Origin of the sequence: Polyangium fumosum (assembly GCF_005144585.1) — a bacterium.
Classification (GTDB): domain Bacteria; phylum Myxococcota_A; class Polyangia; order Polyangiales; family Polyangiaceae; genus Polyangium; species Polyangium fumosum.
In genome coordinates, this window is sequence record NZ_SSMQ01000050.1 from 19,723 (window position 1) to 37,802 (window position 18,080).

An 18,080-nucleotide genomic window follows, 5' to 3' on the forward strand; every position below is an offset into this window, starting at 1 on the left:
CCTCTACCGACGCATCCGCAGCGGATGCACGTGCACCGGGCTCCGCTCCAGCGCGCAGCCGGGCACCTCGCGGCTGCATTTCGCCTTCACCCGCGGGATCCCATCGGCCGGCCGCACCTTCTGCCAGGCCGCCCACGCCGCCGTCACCTCGGCCTCCGGCGCCGCCAGCGCGGCCAGCGAGAGCGCCTGCACGCGCAAGAGATCGTGATCCCGCGGCTGCACCAAGAGCCCGCGCCGCGCCGCATCCAGCGCGCCTCGCGCATCGGCGGCGCTGCCTCGCGCAATGGCGAGCATCACCCACGCCGCGTCGTCACCCGGCGCGCGCGCGGCGGCCTCGGCGAGCGGCGGCGTGGCCTTCTCGAACCGCCACACCTGCGCGAGCGCCTCGCCGCGCAGATACGGGATCGCCGGGTGATCCGGCGCGAGCGGCGTGACCTTGTCGAGCCAACCCATCGCCTCGTCCACCCGCCCTTGCCGGCTCGCGAGCAAGGCGAGCGCCGCCATCACCACCGCCTTGGGCCTCGCCTCGCCCGTGGCCTCTGCCTCGGCGAGCGCCGCGAGCAGGCTCGGCCCGGCCTCGTCCCGCCGCTCCTGCAAAGCGCCGATCATCCCGAGCCCGTGATCGTAGAGCCTGCGCCACCTCGGCTTGCCCGGCTTCTTCGGCTTCCGCCCCGCGGAGCCCGGCCCGATCCATGCGTCGGCCTCGGCCACCTTCGTCACGGGCTCGGGCGTGCACCCGTCGAGATCAAAGCCTGCGGCGCGGAACGCCTTCCCGCGCTCGCTCTTCGACGCCTCGCACGCCGCGTGGAACACCGGCAGGCTCCGCGTCCGGTGCCGCAGCCGCGCGATCACGCGCAGCGGGAAGGCGACGCCGGCCGGCGCTTCGAGCCCATACTCCACCACCTGCGCGCCCCGCGGCGGGATCGTGTGATTGAAGACCGGCGCCCGGAATTGCTCCGTCTGCCTCTCCAGCCGCGGCTTTCCGTCGTCGCCGACCTGCAATGCGCGCAGCCGGTGCGCCGTCGGATCGTCGCCGGTCGCCTCGTGCTCGAGCCCCGCCTCGGCCACGAGCGCGCCGTTCGTGTCCCGCACCTCCACCTCGACCCACGCGTCCGCCGCGTCCATCGTCCCGCCGGGGAACCTGTGCCCCACGCGCTCATTGCGCAGCGCCACCGCGAGCACGACCCGCTCCCCCGCCGCCACGTTTGCTCCATCCGCCGGCAACGTCCGATGCCCATCCGCGCCGATCACGGCCGCGATATCGATGGACACCGACCCTTCGAGGAACACGCGCGTCTTCGCGAGCACGTCCGGATCCTTCCGGATCGCCGCGAGCCACGTATGCCCCCCGAGAAACGCGTGCGACGCGATCTTCCCTTCCTTCGCCGCGGGATCCCCTCGCTCCGCGCGCACGCGGGGCATATGACAGCCCCGGCAATCCTGCTCGGCCACCTCCTCGTCGAGCGCGTGCACGCGCGAGCCTGCAAACACGGATTGTTGCCACGGCGTCACGTCGTCCTGCCCGATGAGGTGATGCGCGTTCCCGGTCCCCTCGTTCAAAAAGGCCCGATGGCAGCTCGCGCAAATCGCGGCCGTCCGGAGCGCGGGGGTCGCGGCGCGGGCCTTGTGCGCGGCGATGCTCCTGGGATCGCTCGGCTTGGGCGCGGGGAACGGCTCGGCGCTGAGCGTATAACTCCCGTTCCCGTCGATACGCGCCTCCTCGATTCCGTGGCACGTCCGGCACCCGATCCCGGCGTGCGCGCGCGCGTCGGAGGGCTCGATGGCCTTGTCCATGGCGCCGTCGACGAGCAGGGAGATGTCGTGACAACCGCCGCAGAACCGGCTCTTGTCGTGGTCCACGTCGGCGCGGAACCGATCGACGGCGGCCCGGTACATGGGGTTGTTGAACGAAGCAAACGCATGGGCGCTGCCACGAAAGCCGGCGGCGACGTCCGCGTGGCACCCCTCGCACGCGCTGCCGTCCGCGAGATCCTTGCCGTGGTGCTTGCCCTTCAAGACGATCTCGGCCGGGGCGAGGTCGAGCTTGGATTGGGGCAAGGTGGCGAAGATACGACCCCGAAGGGGATCGGCGGCGGGGGTGGCGGTCTTCGGTGAAAGCTCCGGCGGGCCGCCGGAAGGAGCGCAGGAGGCCACGAGGGCGACCGAGGAGAGGAGGACGGTCCCGAACAGGGCGCTCTGCCTGCGCATGGGCGCATGCTCGCCGAGACAACGCGCGGGGGCAAGCGGGATGCAAGGCTCGAAGCCGCTTCGCTGGGGCTTTGCCCCAGGCCCCAGCAGGGGCTCTCCGCCCCTGCACCCGGACCAGCGAGGCGCTGGACCCAGGATTGAAAACCTGCGCTCCGCGCAGGTTTTCAAACAGGCCGACGAAGAAGCCAGGTCGCCAGCCGAACCCGCGGCGCGGCTGTCTTGGTGGGCAGGGTCGTTGCTGGTCTTGACCGGGCCTGTTCGATGAACTGCGCATCGCGCAGTTCATCGAGCTTGGGTCCAGCGCCTCGCTGGTCCGGGGTCGAGGGGGCGGACAGCCCCCCGCGGGGTCCGGGGCAAAGCCCCGGCGCGACGCTTCAGGGCAGGTCGGAGGGGAACGCCTGGGCTGTGACGGTCGTCCCGGCGCGCATGTAAAGGAGATCGAACCGACGCCGGGTGAACCGGAATCCGCTCGCCGTCCGCACGTAATCGTCGCTGTAGACGCCGCCCACATAGGTATCGACGTTCTCCTTCACGCCGAACTCCGTCAAATACCAGCGCCCCGTGGCCCGCTGGGGGTGCGTGTCCGGCACGAGCTCGACGGTGCCGGAGTGGACCGCCTGCACGATACCGCTCCAGAGGCTCAGGATGTCGGTCAGGAACGTGATGATGTTGTTGCGACCGACGATGTGCTGAAAGCCGGTGATGTCGAGCACCGCGTCCGGCGTGAAGAGGTGGTGCATTTCATTCATCGCCTTGCGGTTCACGAGATCGGCGAACCTGGCGACGAGATCGTGAATCTCGAGCTTTTGCCTGATCTGAGCTTTTCCGGACATGGGTCACCTCATGACATCGTAAGTGGACATCCATCCCGCGAACGCCGACGCGCATGACAACCCGCGCGGTCATACGCCATCCACAATGGAGCCAGCGCGCGCGAGATATTGATAAGATAGCACCGTCCTCGGCACACGCGGCATAAAGAATGCCGCGGTACGGACATTGTTTGACCTGGATTCGGTTTCACCAAAGTGGCGCACCGCGGCATTCTCCTCGACGCCTGGTGTCGTTACCTTCCATGGGCCGCCCGAACACGGAACTTCGGATCAAGTGGGCGTTGACGAATATCCAGCGTTGTGAAACCCTCGCCCTCCAACGCTCGGGGGGCCGTTCGGGGGCCAAAAAGGGCAACGCTCTACATGGATGCCACGCTCTTCATTCCAAATTATTCCGGACTCGATAAGATCCACGAAGGGCCTGGGGTGGCCCTTTACCGTGGTCTCCGGGAAAACGACCGCACGCCTGTCGTGCTCAAGGTGACGAGGGGGGAACACCCGCACCCGCGCGAGCTGGCCAGGCTGCGCCACGAGCACGCCCTCCTGCGCATGCTGGAGGGCCCGGGCATCCTCAAGGCCCACGCGCTCCTCCGGCACGGCGCCGGCCTCGCGCTCGTCCTCGAAGACACCGGCGGCGAATCGCTGACGCTCCGCCTGCGACGTGGCCCGCTCGATCTCCGCGCCTGCCTCGACATCGCGCTCGCGCTCGCGCGGATCCTCGACGGCGTCCATGCGCGCGGCGTCATCCATAAAGACGTCAACCCGAACAATGTCCTCGTGGGGGAGCGCCCCGCCGACGTCCGGCTCATCGATTTCGGCATCGCCACGCTGCTGGCCCACGAGAGCGCACCCGCGGGGGGCCACGCGTTCCTCGAAGGGACACTCGCCTATATCGCCCCCGAGCAGACCGGCCTCCTCCGGCGCACGGTGGACTCCCGCGCGGATCTCTACTCCCTCGGCGCCACGATCTACGAGATGTTGACCGGCGCCCTGCCCTTCGACGAGCAGGACCCCATCGATCTCGTGCACAGCCACGCCGCGCGGATGCCCGTGCCCCCGCACGAGCGACGGCATGGGATCCCCGACGTCGTCTCCGCCATTGTGATGAAGCTCCTCGCCAAGGCCGCGGAGGACCGTTATCAACAGGCCGCCGCGCTCGCGGCCGACCTCGCCCGGTGCGTCGAGGCGCTCGACAAGGGCGCCATCGAGCCGTTCGAGCTCGGGCGCAGGGACCTCCGCGATACGCTGACCATTCCGGAGAAGCTCTACGGGCGCGAAGCGGACGTCGCGGCCCTCCTTTCGACGTTCGACAGGATGAGCCGCGGCGGAGCGGAGATCGTCCTGCTCGCGGGCGCGGCGGGCGTCGGCAAATCGGTGCTCGTCCAGGAGGTGCAGCGCGCCCTCGCGCTTCGAGGGGGAAACCTCGTCGCCGGCAAATTCGACGCGCTGCGCCGCGATATGCCCTTCAGCGCGTTCATCCAGATCTTCCGCGAGATCGTGAAGGGCGTGCTCAGCGAGCCGCCGGATCGGTTCGAGGAGCGCCGGAGCGCCCTCCTCGCGGCGCTGGGCCAGGGCGGCGCGCTCCTCATCGACCTCGTCCCCGAGCTCGAGCGTGTCATCGGCCCGCAGCCCCCCGCCCCCCCTGCGGGCCCCGTCGAGGCGCAGAACAGGCTCGGCATGCTGATGCAGAGCTTCGTCCGCGCCCTCTCCAGCCCGCAACGCCTGCTCGTCTTCTTCATCGACGATCTGCAATGGGCCGACGCCGCGTCGCTCTGGCTCATGCGCCTGCTCACGACGGATCCGGCCGGGAGCGCCGTCATGCTCCTCGGCGCCTATCGGGACACCGAGGTGGACGAGACACACCCGCTTCGAATGACGCTGCGCGAAATCCGAAAGCAGGGCGTGATCCCGACAGAGCTCGCGATTCGTCCACTCGACGAGGAGAGCCTCGTGCGCCTCCTCGGGGACACCTTCCCGCGCAGTGATCCGGCGCGCCTCCGGACGCTCGCGGGGCAGCTCGGGGCCAAGACGGGGGGCAATCCGTTTTTCCTCTCGCAGCTCCTCCTCGCGCTCCATCGCGACGGCCTCTTTCGCGTGGATCGAGCCGAAGGGAAATGGTCCTGGGACGACGCGGAGATCGCCGCGGCCCCCATCGCGGACAACGTGGCCGATCTCATGGCCGCGCGCCTCGGACAGCTCGATCTGCGCGCCCAGCAGATGGTCTCCCTCGCGGCGTGTATCGGCCGCGAGTTCGACCTTTCGACGCTGCATGCGATCGCCGGCGAGCCCCCGGGCCGCGTGGCCGCCTCGTTATGGCCCGCGCTCCGGGAGGGGTACCTCGTGCCCCTGGATCAGGACTACCTGCTCCTGCCGACGTCGGACGACGTCGAGGTCCCGAGCGTCGCGTCCGGCTTCCCTCCCCCGGACGGCATGGGCATAGGCGGGGAGACCCCGATCAATGCGCGGTATCGATTCCTGCACGATCGCGTCGAGCAGGCGGCGTACGCGCTGGCCCCGGCCGAGGTCCGGGCCAAGGTTCACCTGCGCATCGGACGGCGGCTCCATCACGCGCTCGGCGAGGGCGCGCGGCCCGAGGAGCTCTTCGAGGCGGCCCGCCAGTTCAATGCGGGCGCCACGCACATCAAGGACGCCGAGGAGAAACGGACGGTCGCGCGCCTCGACCTCCAGGCCGGCCGGGCCGCGCGCGGCCAAGGAGCTTACAGCGAGGCGGCGGCCTTCCTCGCGGCGGGCGTCGCCCTCGTCCACGACGAGGGGTGGATCGACGAAGACGACCTGACGTTTTCGCTCCTCCGGGATCAGGCCGAGTGCGAGGCCATGGCGGGGCGCACGGCCCAGGCCGACGTGCTCATCGACCGCATCCTCGCGCGGGCCGTCCGCGCGTGGCAGCGCGCGGACGCGTATGGCGTGCGGGTCATCATGTACACCTCGCTCGGGCGGTTCTCCGAGGCCATGGACGCGGGGCGCGCGGCCCTCGCGCTGCTCGGCGTCGACCTGCCCCCGACCCCGGAGGAGGCGGAGGAGATGGCCACGCGCGAGGTCGAGCGGATCGATCACCTCCTCGCGGAGGGGGGCGCCGCCGCGCTCCTCGCGTCGCCGGAGCTCACGGATCCCGAGGAGCTCGCGGCGGCCCGGATCCTCCCCGATCTGCTGGTCCCTGCGTACTGCATCGACATCCGGTTCTGGAAGCTCGTCCTCGCCACGCAGACCTCGCGCGGGATGACGCGTGGCCATTGCGGATCGACCGCGCAATCCTATGTGTCGTACGGGTTTTATCTGGCCGGGGCGCTCGGGCGTTATGCCGAGAGCCGCGTCTTCGGCGAGGTCGGGCTCGGGCTCGCCGAGACCCACGGCGACCCGGCGCTCCTCTGCAAGGTGACCCAGTCGTTCGCGACGTTCGCCGGGTATGCACATCCGCTGCGGCGGGTGGTCCCGCATTTCGCGCGGGCCCGGCAACTGAGCCTCCAGTCGGGCGAGCTCGTGTATGGCTCGTTCGCGTGTGTCTTCGTCCCGGTGACCCTCTTTCGGCTCGGCGATCCGCTCGACGTCGTGACCGCCGAGGCGCGTCGCAGCGCCGCCATCCTGAAGCGGATCCAGAACCCCATGTCGAGCGCGCAGCTCGTCGCGATCCAGCAGACGATCGCCTGCCTGCGGGGAGACACCGAGAGCCCCACGTCCTTCAACGACGGGACCTTCGACGAGGCGGCGTGGGTCGCGGGCCTCGATCCGGTCCTGATGGGATTCGTCCGGGTCCTCTATTTCACCTACAAGACGCTCACGCTCTTCCTGCATGACCGCCCCGAAGCGGCGCTCCCGCTCCTCGAAAGCGCCGAGGAGGCCGCGGGCGCGGTCGTGGGGCACCACTGGCCCACCGATTTGCCCTTTCATGCGAGCCTCGTGCTCGCCGCGGTGTACCCGGACGCGAAGCCCGAAGAGAAACCACGCCTCCTCGATCGGCTCGTCCGGTACCGGGACAAGCTCGCCTCGCTCGCGGGCGCCTGCCCGGAGAACACCGCCCACCGGCATGCCCTCGTCGCGGCCGAAATCGCGAGGCTCGAAGGGCGCCCGAGTGAGGCCATCGACGCCTACGAGCAGGCCCTCGCGCTGGCCGGCAAGCACGGCTTTTCGCAGGACGAGGCGATCACGAACGAGCTGTATGGCCTCTTCTTCCTCGGGCGGGGACAATCGAAGAATGCCCGCACCTATTTGACCGAGGCCCATTACGGCTACCTCCGCTGGGGGGCCACGATCAAGGTCGCGCAGCTCGAACGAAAACACAGGGCCCTGCTCTCCACGCCGGACGTCCCGTCCACCCCGACCGTCGGGCCCGGCACGACGACCCTCTCGATCCGGTCGACGGTCGGCAAGCTGCTCGACCTGACGACGGCCGTCCGCGCCGCGCAGGCGCTCTCCGGCGAGATCGTCCTGGATCAGCTCATCCAGCGGCTGATGCGCATCATCCTCGCCAATGCCGGGGCGGAGCGCGGCTTTTTGATCCTCGATCGCAACGGGGCGTGGGTCGTCGAGGCCCGGTTCCAGGTCAGCCCGGATCTCGTCGAGTCTCGGCTCGACACCCCCCTCGAAGCGCGCGCGGATCTGGCCCAATCCATCGTCCGTTACGTGGCGCGCACGCAAGAGCCGCTCGTGCTGGAGAGCGCCACGCGTGACCCGCGCTTCGCGGCGGACGCGCACGTGCGGAGCGCCGCGCCCCAGAGCGTGCTCGCCGTCGCGCTGACCCACCAGGGCCGCTGCCGCGGCGTCCTGTACCTGGAGCACAACCGCACCGCGGGCGCGTTCGCCGAGGAGCGGCTGGAGTTCTTGCAGATGCTCTGCGCGCAGGCGGTCATCTCCATCGAAAACGCGATGCTTTATGACCGGCTGCAATCGATGGGCGCCGAGCTCCGGGAGCTCAACCAGCACCTCGAACAGGGGATCGCCCGCCGCACCGAGGAGCTCTCCGCGGCCAAGGAGCGCCTGGAGCAGGAACTCGAAGAGCGCGCGCAGGCGGAGACCGCGCGCGCCGCGCTGCAGGAGGAGATCATCCAGATGCAAAGCGCGCGGCTCGACGAGCTCTCGATGCCGCTCATCCCGATCACGGAGGAGATCCTCGTGCTCCCCCTCATCGGGACGATGGACGCGCCGCGCGCCGAGGCGATGATGGAAGCGGTCCTCCACGGAGCCCAGGCGCACAGGACACGCACGGTCATCATCGACGTGACGGGGATGAAGCGCGTCGACGCGCGCGCGGCCGGCGCCTTGCTCCAATCGGCGAGCGCGCTCCGCCTGATCGGCGCCGAAGTCGTCCTGACGGGCATGCGCCCGGACTTCGCGCGCGCGATTGTGGACCTCGACCTCGACCTCACCGCGATCGTGACCAAGGGGACGCTCCAGAGCGGCATTGCCTACGCCATGGGCCGCGCGCGCCGGCGGAATTGATCACGGCGAAGAGGCCCGGGGGGAACGTAAGACACCTTCCCTGTTGACCCGGTCGCCGACCCCCTCGACCCGGTCACCCGACCCCCTCCAACCGGTCGTGCGACCCCCTCCAACCGATCGCCGACCCCCTCGACCCGATCGCCGACGCCTTCGACCCGATCGCCGACGCCTTCGACCCGGTCGTGTGATCCCTTCGACCCGGTCGTGTGATCCCTTCGACCCGGTCGTGTGACCCCTTCGACCCGGTCGTGGGACCCCCTCGAACCGGTCCGACGTAGGGAGCAAGCCCTCGCCATCCATCTGGATTGCGTGCCGCGCGTATGAACCCTTATAGTGCAGGAATGCAACGTTCTTATGCACTTCAGCTCGCCGCCGTCCTGTTCGTGTTCGCCTCTGGCTGCGAACAAAGCGGCGGGACCGCGACCGGCGGCGCCGGCGCGAGCACGACCGGCTCGGGACAAGGCGGCAGCGCTGGACAGGGTGGTGCCGGACAAGGCGGCATCGGACAAGGCGGCGCCGGACAAGGCGGCGACAACGTCGGGGGCATGTTCGTCGGCAGTGGCGGCGCGGGTGGCTCCGGCGGGGGCGGGCCCGAGGTGTGCGACGGCATCGACAACGACGGCGACGGCGTGATCGACAACGTCGACGTGGGCAACGACGGCATCTGCGATTGTCTGCGCATCGCGACGCTCGGCCTGCCCGGCCAGTGGGGCAATGGTGATGTCTTCGCCACGTGGCTCGACACCCGAAGCGACAATGGAGCCGTCTCCCTGAACGACCAGGTGCTCACGAAGGACCTGCTCGACAAATACCAGGTCATCGTCGCGCAGAACCTGAACGAGCTGAACCGCACGTATTCGGAGGCCGAGGTCGCGGCGCTCGGCGCGTGGGTGAAGGCGGGGGGCGGCTTCATGACGCTCATCGGTTATGCCGACCCGAACGAGCGGACGAACGTGAACACGCTCCTCGGCGCCTTCGGCATGAGCTACGGCGCGCAGCAGATCCTCCCGCAGGCCGGGGGCTCGACCATCCCCGTCTCGACCTGGGTGGCGCACCCCGTGACGAACGGCGTGACGCAGATCGGCATCGACAATGGATATCCGGTCGAGGGAATGGGCCAGACGCTCGCGTCGGAGCAAGGGCACGACGTGCTCAAGGCGCAGGACGTGGAGAACGGCCACGTGCTCATGTGGGGCGACGAATGGATCACGTACGACTCCGAGTGGACGGGGCACCCGGAATACCAGGTCGAGCTGTTCTGGTTGAATGCGATCAAGTGGCTGACACCCGCGAAGAACTGCCAGGTGGACATTCCGGCGCCGAACTGACGCAGGCCCCTCCGGCGTCCTCGTTCCTCGTTCCTCCCCCCGCCGCACGTCGAGCCTCCGCCCTCGCTTCCGCCTCGATACGAACCAGGCGACCGGTATCGTCGACCCTGACGTCGAGCCCGGCAGCGACGCCTCTCTCGCGTCCTGGGAACGGACAAAGAGACGATACGACAACCGGCGACGTGCTACGAGATACCGTAGCGGTCATGTCGAAGCGATGCCGAAACTCCCGTGCGAGGCACGACGAGGAGCCTGCGCTGTTCGACCGCCTGTCTCCGGTGGCCTGGAGGGGTCACGGCGAGGAAACGGGCGAGCGTCGCGGTTGATGGCGAGAGGGGGAGGTGATGAGCACGAAGGGCGACACCGAATCTTGCAGCCGGCTCATCGCATTGTACCAGAAAGCATCGATGGCATTCGGGGTCGCCGTGCTCGTGATCGCGGTGCTCGTGATGATGGGCTGGGCGTTCGGCGTGGAGGAGCTGACGCGCGTCAGGATGCACTTCCCGTCGATGAAGGTGAACACGGCGGTCTCGTTCGCATGGATGGGGCTCGCCCTCCTCGTGCTCCACGCAGAACGAGCCAAGGGTCGCTCGAAAGGCAAAACCATTCTCCTCTTGCTCTGCGGGGGCCTCGTGACCTGCCTGGCCGCCGTGACGCTCGCCGAGTACCTGTGCGGGCTCGCTCTTCCCCTCGACGAGGCGCTCGTCGCCGATGCGGCCTCCGCCCTTTCCCCGACCTCGCCGGGGCGCATGGCGCCGATCACGGCGCTGAAGTTCTTGTCGCTCGGCGTGGCGCTGCTCATCCAGCATTTCTCCAAGCGCCGGAACTGGCCGTGGCAAATCCCGGTCCTCCTGGGCCTGTTCCTCTCCATGCTGGGGCTGCTCGGATATCTGTACGGCGTCCACGCCATGGTCACGTTTTTCCCTTACCCCTCCGTGGCGATTCACACGGAGATTGCGTTCACGCTGCTCTCGCTCGGCCTGCTCTTCGCCCGACCTCGCGTCGGCGTCATGTCCATCTTCGTGAGCGACAAGCCCGGGGGCGTGCTGGCAAAACGAATGCTGCCCGCGGCCCTGCTGACGCTGGTGGTGCTCGGCCTCCTCGTGCAACTGGGGAGCACCCACCACATCTTCGATCTGGGCTTCTCGGTCGTGCTCATCGTCGCGCTCGGAACGACCGTCGTGTCCGCCATCCTGTGGCGGCTCTCGGAGAAGCTCGATCGACTGGACGGCGCGCGGGAGAGGGCCGCCTATCACTGGAAGCTCATGATCGACCACGCCGCCGGCGCCGTCGCGATGTTCGATCGGGAGATGAAGTATCTCTGGGTGAGCCGTCGATGGATCTCCGACTATCGCCTGGAGACGGTGGACTGCGTGGGCAAGTCTCATTACGAGGTCTTCCCCGAAGTCCCCGACAGGTGGAAAGACGTGCACCGTCGCTGCCTCGCCGGCGCGGTCGAGCGCTGCGACGAGGATCGCTTCGAGCGGGCCGACGGGACCGTCACGTGGCTCCGGTGGGAGGTCCGCCCCTGGCACGAGGACGGCGACGAGATCGGCGGCATTCTGATGTTCACCGAGAACATCACGCAGAGGAAGTTCGCGGAGGACGCGCTGAAAAAGGCGAACGCGGAGCTCGAGAGGCGGGTCGAGCAGCGTACGCAGCAGGTGGCGCTTCAAGCGGAGATCCTGCACAACATGGCCGAAGGAGCTTGCCTGGTGAAGGCCTCCGACGGGTCGATCGTCCACACGAACCCGAAATTCGAGGCCATGTTCGGGTATGCCCCCGGAGAGCTCATCGGGCGGCACGTCTCGATGCTGAATTTCGAGGACATCGCCGGAGGCGCGCAGGAGCTCGCGCAGCGGCTCGTGGCGACCATTCTCGCGCAAAACGTCACGACCTACGAGATCCAGAACGTCCGGAAGGACGGGACGCCCTTCTGGTGTCGCGTCACGGCGTCGCGGTTCCGCCACCCCGAGCACGGGCTCGTCCTCGTCGCCGTGCACGAGGACATCACCGACAAGAGAAGGAGCGAGGAGGCGCTCCGGCGCAGCGAGCAGAGGTATCGTGATCTCGTCGAGCTCGCGGCCGACGGGATCTTCGTCGTCGACGCGGCGGGGCGCTGCATCGACGTGAATGGCGCGGGGTGCGGGATGCTCGGCCTCTCCCGGGACGAGCTCGTCGGGACGGCGCTGCTCGACAGGATCGCGCCCGAGGCCGCGTCACGCTTCGAAGCCGCCCTGAGGCGCCTGGCGGAGCCCGGAACCGTCGACGTCGCCGAATGGGATCTGCGAAAGAAGGACGGCAGTTATCTGCCGGTCGAGATCAGCGCCAAGTTTTCCCCCGATGGGAGGCTCTTGAGCTTCGTTCGCGACATCAGCGAGCGAAAACGGGCGGAGCGCGCGCGCGAGGTGGCCGAGAGGCGTTATCGAAGCCTCGTGGAGAGCGCCCACGACGCGATCGTCGTCGTCGACGCCCGGGGGTGCATCACGCTCGTGAACAAGCAGATCGCGTCCCTGTTCGGATACGAGCCCGAGGAGGTGATCGATCAGCCGGTAGAGATGTTGATCCCCGAGCGGTATCGGGAGCACGTCGAGCACAGGACCGCCTATGTCGCAGATCCCCACGCGCGCCCCATGGGGGCGGGTCTCGATCTTTATGCCGCACGAAGAGACGGGAGCGAGTTCCCCATCGACGTCTCCCTGAGCCCCGTGCTCGTCGACGGCGAGCTGCAGGTGACCGCGATCATCCGCGATGTCACCGCACGAAAGAACATCGAGACGCAGCTCCGTGAGGCCATTCGAACACGGGAAGACGTCGTGGCCATCGTGTCGCACGATCTGAAGAACCCGCTCTCGGCCATCCTGATGAACGCGCGTCTGCTGAAGAGGCTCCGCCCCAACGATCCGGACGTGCGGGCACGGCTCTCGAAGATCGCAGACAGCGTCGACCGCTCGGCGATGGTCATGCAACGGCTGATCATGAGCATCCTGGACTTCGCCAAGATCCAATCGGGGACCTTCGTCGTGGAGCCCGAGGTCCACGACATCCGCGCCATCGTGGGCATCTGCTGCGAATCGATCGAGGCCCTCGCGGCCGCGAGGTCGATTCACGTCACCCACGAGCTCGATCCCGACCTGCCGCGTATCCTCGCGGACCACGATCGAATCCTGCAAGTCTTCTCGAACCTCCTGGGAAACGCGATCAAGTTCACGCCGGAGGGAGGCGTCGTCACGGTCCACGCCCATCGCTTGGATCGATACATCGAGATCTGCGTCTCGGATACGGGCCCCGGCATCCCCGACGCGCAACTGCCCCACCTCTTCGAGCGGTACTGGCAGGCCAAGGAGTCCGCGAGGCTCGGCTCCGGATTGGGCCTGGCCATCGCCAAGGGGATCGTCGAAGCCCACGGCGGGAGGATCTGGGCCGAGAGCACGCTCGGGCATGGCAGCACGTTCCATTTCACCGTGCCGACGGCCGAGGCGGCAAGATCACGCGCCAGCGCTTGAGCGCCTCGTCGCCCCCAGAGCGCCCCTCGTCAGCGGATTCCCACGGCTCGTCGGATGAGCGTCGCTGGTCACACGGCTGCCCACATTCTTCGGGGACGAGCTTCCTTTCCGCAGCCCGGAATGGATCCCTTCTGGAGGTGTTCCGATGACTCGTCTTCGAATTGCGCAGTTCGCTTCCGCGCTCCTCGGCTTCTTCGCGCTCTTGCCTGCGGCTTCGGCCCGCGACAAGGGACATCGGTTCGTCGCGACGGTGCACGGGGGCGCGGGGACCGAGGCGGCGGTCGGCGGCACCCTGGAGCTTCGGCTCCTCGACGCCATCTGCCTGGGCGGCACCTTCGATTATGGCGTCAACTATGCCGGCACCTACGGCTCGTATCGGTACCTGGGGCCGGCCGTGCACGGGAGCTGGTCCATCAAGTTTGCGGACATCTTCGAGCTCCGGCCCTTCTTCGGCGCGCGGTTCCCGCTCGACCTCCAGACCGTGGACGCGCCCGATTACAAGATCGTGGACAACCATACCGTCGCGTTCACGACCGGGCTCCGCACGGCGTTCATCCTCGACTTCTTCGTGATCGGATTGCAAGCCGATTTCACGCCCCACGGCGTCACCTGGCAGCACCTCGCGACGGGCAAGCAGATGAAGGAAGACGAATACTTCTTCCGCGGCTCGTTCGTCCTCGGCGTCGCATTCGGGCCGGACAAGAAGGAAGGATACGAAGGGCGTCAGAGCGCGCAGTCGAGGCGGAGCCGGTTCTGGACGGCGTTTTAGCGGCGGCTATTCCTCCGCCTCCCCCTCCTGCCCGAAGAGCTCCTCGACGAGCCCCGCCAGCCGATCGAATTGCACCGGCTTGACGAGATGGGCGTCGAATCCGGCCTTCTGCGAGAGGGACCGATCCGACGCCTGCCCGTACCCCGTCACCGCGATCAACCGGAGCCGGTCGAGCTCCGGCCGTTCCCGCAGCCGATGCGCCAGCTCGTAGCCGTCCATCACGGGCAAGCCGATATCGAGCAGCGCGATGTCCGGCCGGAAGTTCTCGGCGAGCCGCAAGGCCGACGGCCCGTCGGAGGCCACCCGCGTTTGATGCCCCAGGCTCCCCAGCGACTCGGCCAGCAGCATGGCCGCGTCTTCATTGTCATCCACCACCAGAATGCGATGCCCCGCGCGCCCTGCCACCGCGGCCTTCGCCTCCTCCCCTCCCCAGGTCCGCGCCCCTTCCGCCTTGGGGAGCCCCGCCACGCCCGGGAGCCGCACCACGAATTCGCTCCCGCGCCCCTTCCCCTCGCTCCGCGCCGAGACGGTCCCCCCGTGCATCGTCACGAGGTTGCGCACGATCGCCAGACCCAGCCCGAGCCCTCCCTGCGCGCGGTCGAGCGATTGCCGGTCCTGCACGAAGAAATCGAAGACGCTCGGCAGCACGTCCGCGGCGATCCCGATTCCGTTGTCGCGCACCCGGATCTCCACGTCGCGCCCCCGCCGCTCTGCCTCCACCGCGATCTGCCCGCCCGACTCCGTGTACTTCGCCGCGTTCGTCAGCAGGTTCGACATCACCTGCGCGAGGCGCGTCCCGTCCCCGTCCACCACGAGGCCCCGCGAGGGCACCTCGACCGTCAGGTGGTGCCGCCGCTGCTCCAGGAGCGGGCTCGCCATCTCGATGGCCTTCGCCACCACCTCCGCGACCTCGATCCGCTCCTTCTTCAGCTCCACCTTGCCCCGCGTGATCCGCGAGACGTCCAGGAGATCGTCGACGAGCTGCGCCAGGTGCTTCACCTGCCGCTCGATCACCGCGCGCTCCCGCGCGGCCACGTCGCCCGCGCGCATCCGCATGAGGTACAGCGCCGTCGTGATCGGCGCGAGCGGGTTGCGCAGCTCGTGCCCCAGCATCGCCAAAAACTCGTCCTTCGACCGGTTCGCCGACTCGGCCTGGCGCCGCGCCTCCTGCTCCCGCACGAGCAGCTCTTCCCGCTCCTGCATCGCCTCTTCCAGCCGCTTGCGCGCCCGCACCCGCTCCGTCACGTCGACGGCCACGCACAAAAACCCCTCCGGCTCCCCGGACGCCCCGCGCACGGGGAACAGGTTGAAGCTGAAGTGCGACTCCTCCACGTGCCCACTGCCGCGATCGATGTCGATCCGCAGCTCGTCGGTCACGTAGGGGACGCCGGTCGTGTACACCCGGTCGAGGATGCCGATGATGGGGTGGTCTGCGAGCTCCGGGAAGACGTCGACGTACGCCCGGCCCGCCAGGTTCGTCTTGCCGACCATCGTCTCGTAGTACGGGTTCGCCAGCTCGAAGACGTGCCGCGGGCCGCGGAACGACGCGATCGCCACCGGCGCTTGCATAAAGAGCGCGTACATCTTCTCCCGCTCCCGCACCGCGCTCCGCCGCAACTCGGCGAGCTGCAAGTGGGTCGCGACGCGCGCGACGAGCTCGCGCGCGGAAAAGGGCTTCGAGAGGTAGTCGTCCGCGCCCGCGTGAAGGCCCTCGACACGACACTCTTCGCCCGCGCGCGCCGAGAGCAGGATCACCGGCACGTCGCAGAGCGCCGCGTCGTCGCGCAGCGCGCGCAGGAGCCCGAAACCGTCGAGGTTCGGCATCATCACGTCCGTGAGCACGAGGTCCGGCCGCGACGCGCGCGCGGCCTCGAGCGCCGCCGCGCCGTCCCCGACCGCCTCGACCTGCCAGTGCTCGCCGAGGATACGCCCGACGTACGCGCGCATGTCGGCGTTGTCGTCGGCGAGCAGGATGCGCGCGTTCGGGGTCGACGCGCGCGCGCCGAGCGCAGGCTCCACGGGCAGACGCGGCGCGCTCGGCACGTCGCCGGCGTCCGCGCCTTCGTCGGGCAGCCACAGCAGCGCCTCTTCCACGTACGGCGCCGCCGCGCCGATCCGGCACGACGGCGGCGCCGGCTCGGATCGGACGCGATCCGCGGGCAGGTGCGCCGCGCCGAGCGGGATCTCCACCAAGAACGTCGTCCCCCGGCCGAGCTCGCTCGTGACCTCGATGCGCCCCCCGTGCAGCCGCGCGAGCTCCTGCACCAGCGCGAGGCCGATGCCGGAGCCCTCGTGCGTGCGCGCCCGCGCGCCCTGGATGCGGTAGAAGCGATCGAAGAGGCGCGGCAGCTCGTGCGCGGCGATCCCCGTGCCCGTGTCCTCGACCGTGAGCGCGACGTGGCTCCCGGCGGCACGCAAGGCCACGCGGACCTTCCCCTCGAACGTGAACTTGAGCGCGTTCGAGAGCAGGTTCAGCACGATCTTCTCCCACATGTCGGCGTCGACGAAGACCGGCTCCGGCAGCGCCGGGCAATCGACCTCGAACACGAGCCCCGCCCGCTCGAAGGCCGAACGGAACGCGCTCGCGAGGTCGACCGTGAGCGCCGCGAGGTCGGTCGGCTCGTACGCGGCGTGGATACGCCCGGCCTCGATCCGCGAGAAATCGAGCAGCGCGTTGACGAGCTTCGCGAGCCGCATCGTGCTCCGATGCACCCACCGCAGGCCCTCGCCGCCGAGCGCCCCCGCGTCCGACGCGAGCGCGTCCTCGACCGGCCCGAGGATCAGGGTGAGCGGCGTGCGCAGCTCGTGGCTCGCGTTGCTGAAGAAGGCCGTCTTGGCGCGATCGATCGCGGCGAGCGCTTCGGCGCGGGCGCGCGCCTCCTCGTAGGCGCGGGCGTTGCCGATCGTGGTGACGACCTGATCGGCCGCGAGCCGAAAGAGCCCGCGGTAGCGCTCGTCGAGCAGGCGATGCGGGCTCACGCCGGCCACGAGGAAGCCGTAGGGCTCGGGTTGCCCGGTGCGCACGAGGGGCAGGACGAGCGCGCGCGCCGGCGGGTCGCCCCAGCCGCCGCCGGGCAGGGCGCCGAACCTCGCGGCGAGGTCCTCCACGAGGACCTCCCGCCCCGTACGTGCTGCCTCGGCGAGGGGCCACGCGGCGCGCGAGGCGTCGCCACGGAGCGGGAGCGCCGCGGGTTTGGCCGGACCTTCGTAGCGGGCGAGCCCGCTCTCTCCGACGAGCCTCGCTTCCCCTTCACGCCCGTCGGCGAGGTAGAGCAACGCAAAGGGCAGGTCGGCGTGGTTCGTCGCGAAGATCGTGGCGGCCGTGCGGCACGCCTGCTCGGCCGATTGCGCGTCGACGGAGTGGGCCGCGAGGTCGCGTAACATCCGGAGCTGCCGGTCGTCCTGGATTTGCTCGGTCGTCTCGTGCACGGTCACGAGCACGCCGCCCACGCGCCCCTCGTCGTCGGGGACGGGGCTGTAGGAGAAGCTGCAGTACGTCTCCTCGACGAACCCGCGCCGCTGCATCCAGAGCAGCAGATGTTCGCTCCACGTCGAGGGCCCGCCCTCGAGCACGCTTTGCGCCATCGAGCTCACGACGTCCCATATCTCGGCCCATACCTCGCCGCCCGGGGCGCCGAGCGACGCGGGGTGCTTGTTGCCAAGGATAGGCCGGTAGGCGTCGTTGTAGACCGCCTGGATGAACGCCGGCCCCCACCAGATCAGCATGGGGAAGCGGTTGTTCAAGACGACGCCGGCCATCATCTTGAGGCTCGTCGGCCAGCCCGAGACCGGGCCGAGCGGGGTCCGCGACCAATCGAACGAGCGCATCAAAGCGCCCATCTCGCCCCCGCCGGCGAGCCAGCCCTCGACCGCTGCATCCTGGACACCACGCGGAGCCATGAATTCAGCTTTAATGGACGTCCGCCCGTGATGCTAGCCCGGAAAAACCAGCCGTCCGGGACGCTTGTCAGGCGCTTGTGTT

The 18,080-nt window shown here is 69.0% G+C and carries 7 protein-coding genes; 4 read left to right on the top strand and 3 right to left on the bottom strand.

The genetic code is table 11. The annotated features are described in order from the left end of the window. Positions 1 to 3 precede the first annotated feature (3 nt). On the bottom strand, positions 4 to 2,208 hold the full coding sequence (locus E8A74_RS35570; RefSeq protein ID WP_136933536.1) for a multiheme c-type cytochrome: 2,205 nt from the start codon (positions 2,206 to 2,208) through the stop codon (positions 4 to 6). A gap of 374 nt (positions 2,209 to 2,582) precedes the next feature. Continuing rightward, the gene (locus E8A74_RS35575; protein WP_136933537.1) at positions 2,583 to 3,041 is read right to left on the bottom strand and encodes a nuclear transport factor 2 family protein; all 459 of its coding nucleotides are present in this window, start codon (positions 3,039 to 3,041) and stop codon (positions 2,583 to 2,585) included. A gap of 363 nt (positions 3,042 to 3,404) precedes the next feature. Between E8A74_RS35575 and E8A74_RS35580 the strand changes: the two genes are divergently transcribed. The 4 genes from E8A74_RS35580 to E8A74_RS35605 all read left to right on the top strand — a co-directional run bounded on the left by E8A74_RS35580 (position 3,405) and on the right by E8A74_RS35605 (position 14,098). Further along, the gene (locus E8A74_RS35580) at positions 3,405 to 8,495 is read left to right on the top strand and encodes an AAA family ATPase (protein WP_136933538.1); all 5,091 of its coding nucleotides are present in this window, start codon (positions 3,405 to 3,407) and stop codon (positions 8,493 to 8,495) included. Between the two features lie 341 nt (positions 8,496 to 8,836). After that, positions 8,837 to 9,823, top strand: a complete 987-nt coding sequence (locus E8A74_RS35595; protein WP_170229610.1) for a type 1 glutamine amidotransferase family protein — start codon at positions 8,837 to 8,839, stop codon at positions 9,821 to 9,823. Positions 9,824 to 10,167: 344 nt separating this feature from the next. Beyond that, positions 10,168 to 13,329: a PAS domain S-box protein gene (locus E8A74_RS35600; protein WP_136933542.1), complete on the top strand. Its 3,162-nt coding sequence runs from the start codon at positions 10,168 to 10,170 to the stop codon at positions 13,327 to 13,329. A 145-nt stretch (positions 13,330 to 13,474) separates the two neighbouring features. Further along, positions 13,475 to 14,098, top strand: coding sequence for a hypothetical protein (locus E8A74_RS35605; protein ID WP_136933543.1), 624 nt, complete (start codon positions 13,475 to 13,477; stop codon positions 14,096 to 14,098). Between the two features lie 6 nt (positions 14,099 to 14,104). Here E8A74_RS35605 and E8A74_RS35610 read toward each other — a convergent pair whose 3' ends face one another. After that, the gene (locus tag E8A74_RS35610; protein ID WP_136933544.1) at positions 14,105 to 17,998 is read right to left on the bottom strand and encodes an ATP-binding protein; all 3,894 of its coding nucleotides are present in this window, start codon (positions 17,996 to 17,998) and stop codon (positions 14,105 to 14,107) included. Positions 17,999 to 18,080 lie beyond the last annotated feature (82 nt).

Bases quoted from the DNA above. Each gene is read 5' to 3' on its own strand.
- E8A74_RS35570 (WP_136933536.1), bottom strand. From the start codon at position 2,208: ATGCGCAGGCAGAGCGCCCTGTTCGGGACCGTCCTCCTCTCCTCGGTC.
- E8A74_RS35575 (WP_136933537.1), bottom strand. From the start codon at position 3,041: ATGTCCGGAAAAGCTCAGATCAGGCAAAAGCTCGAGATTCACGATCTC.
- E8A74_RS35580 (WP_136933538.1), top strand. From the start codon at position 3,405: ATGGATGCCACGCTCTTCATTCCAAATTATTCCGGACTCGATAAGATC.
- E8A74_RS35595 (WP_170229610.1), top strand. From the start codon at position 8,837: ATGCAACGTTCTTATGCACTTCAGCTCGCCGCCGTCCTGTTCGTGTTC.
- E8A74_RS35600 (WP_136933542.1), top strand. From the start codon at position 10,168: ATGAGCACGAAGGGCGACACCGAATCTTGCAGCCGGCTCATCGCATTG.
- E8A74_RS35605 (WP_136933543.1), top strand. From the start codon at position 13,475: ATGACTCGTCTTCGAATTGCGCAGTTCGCTTCCGCGCTCCTCGGCTTC.
- E8A74_RS35610 (WP_136933544.1), bottom strand. From the start codon at position 17,998: ATGGCTCCGCGTGGTGTCCAGGATGCAGCGGTCGAGGGCTGGCTCGCC.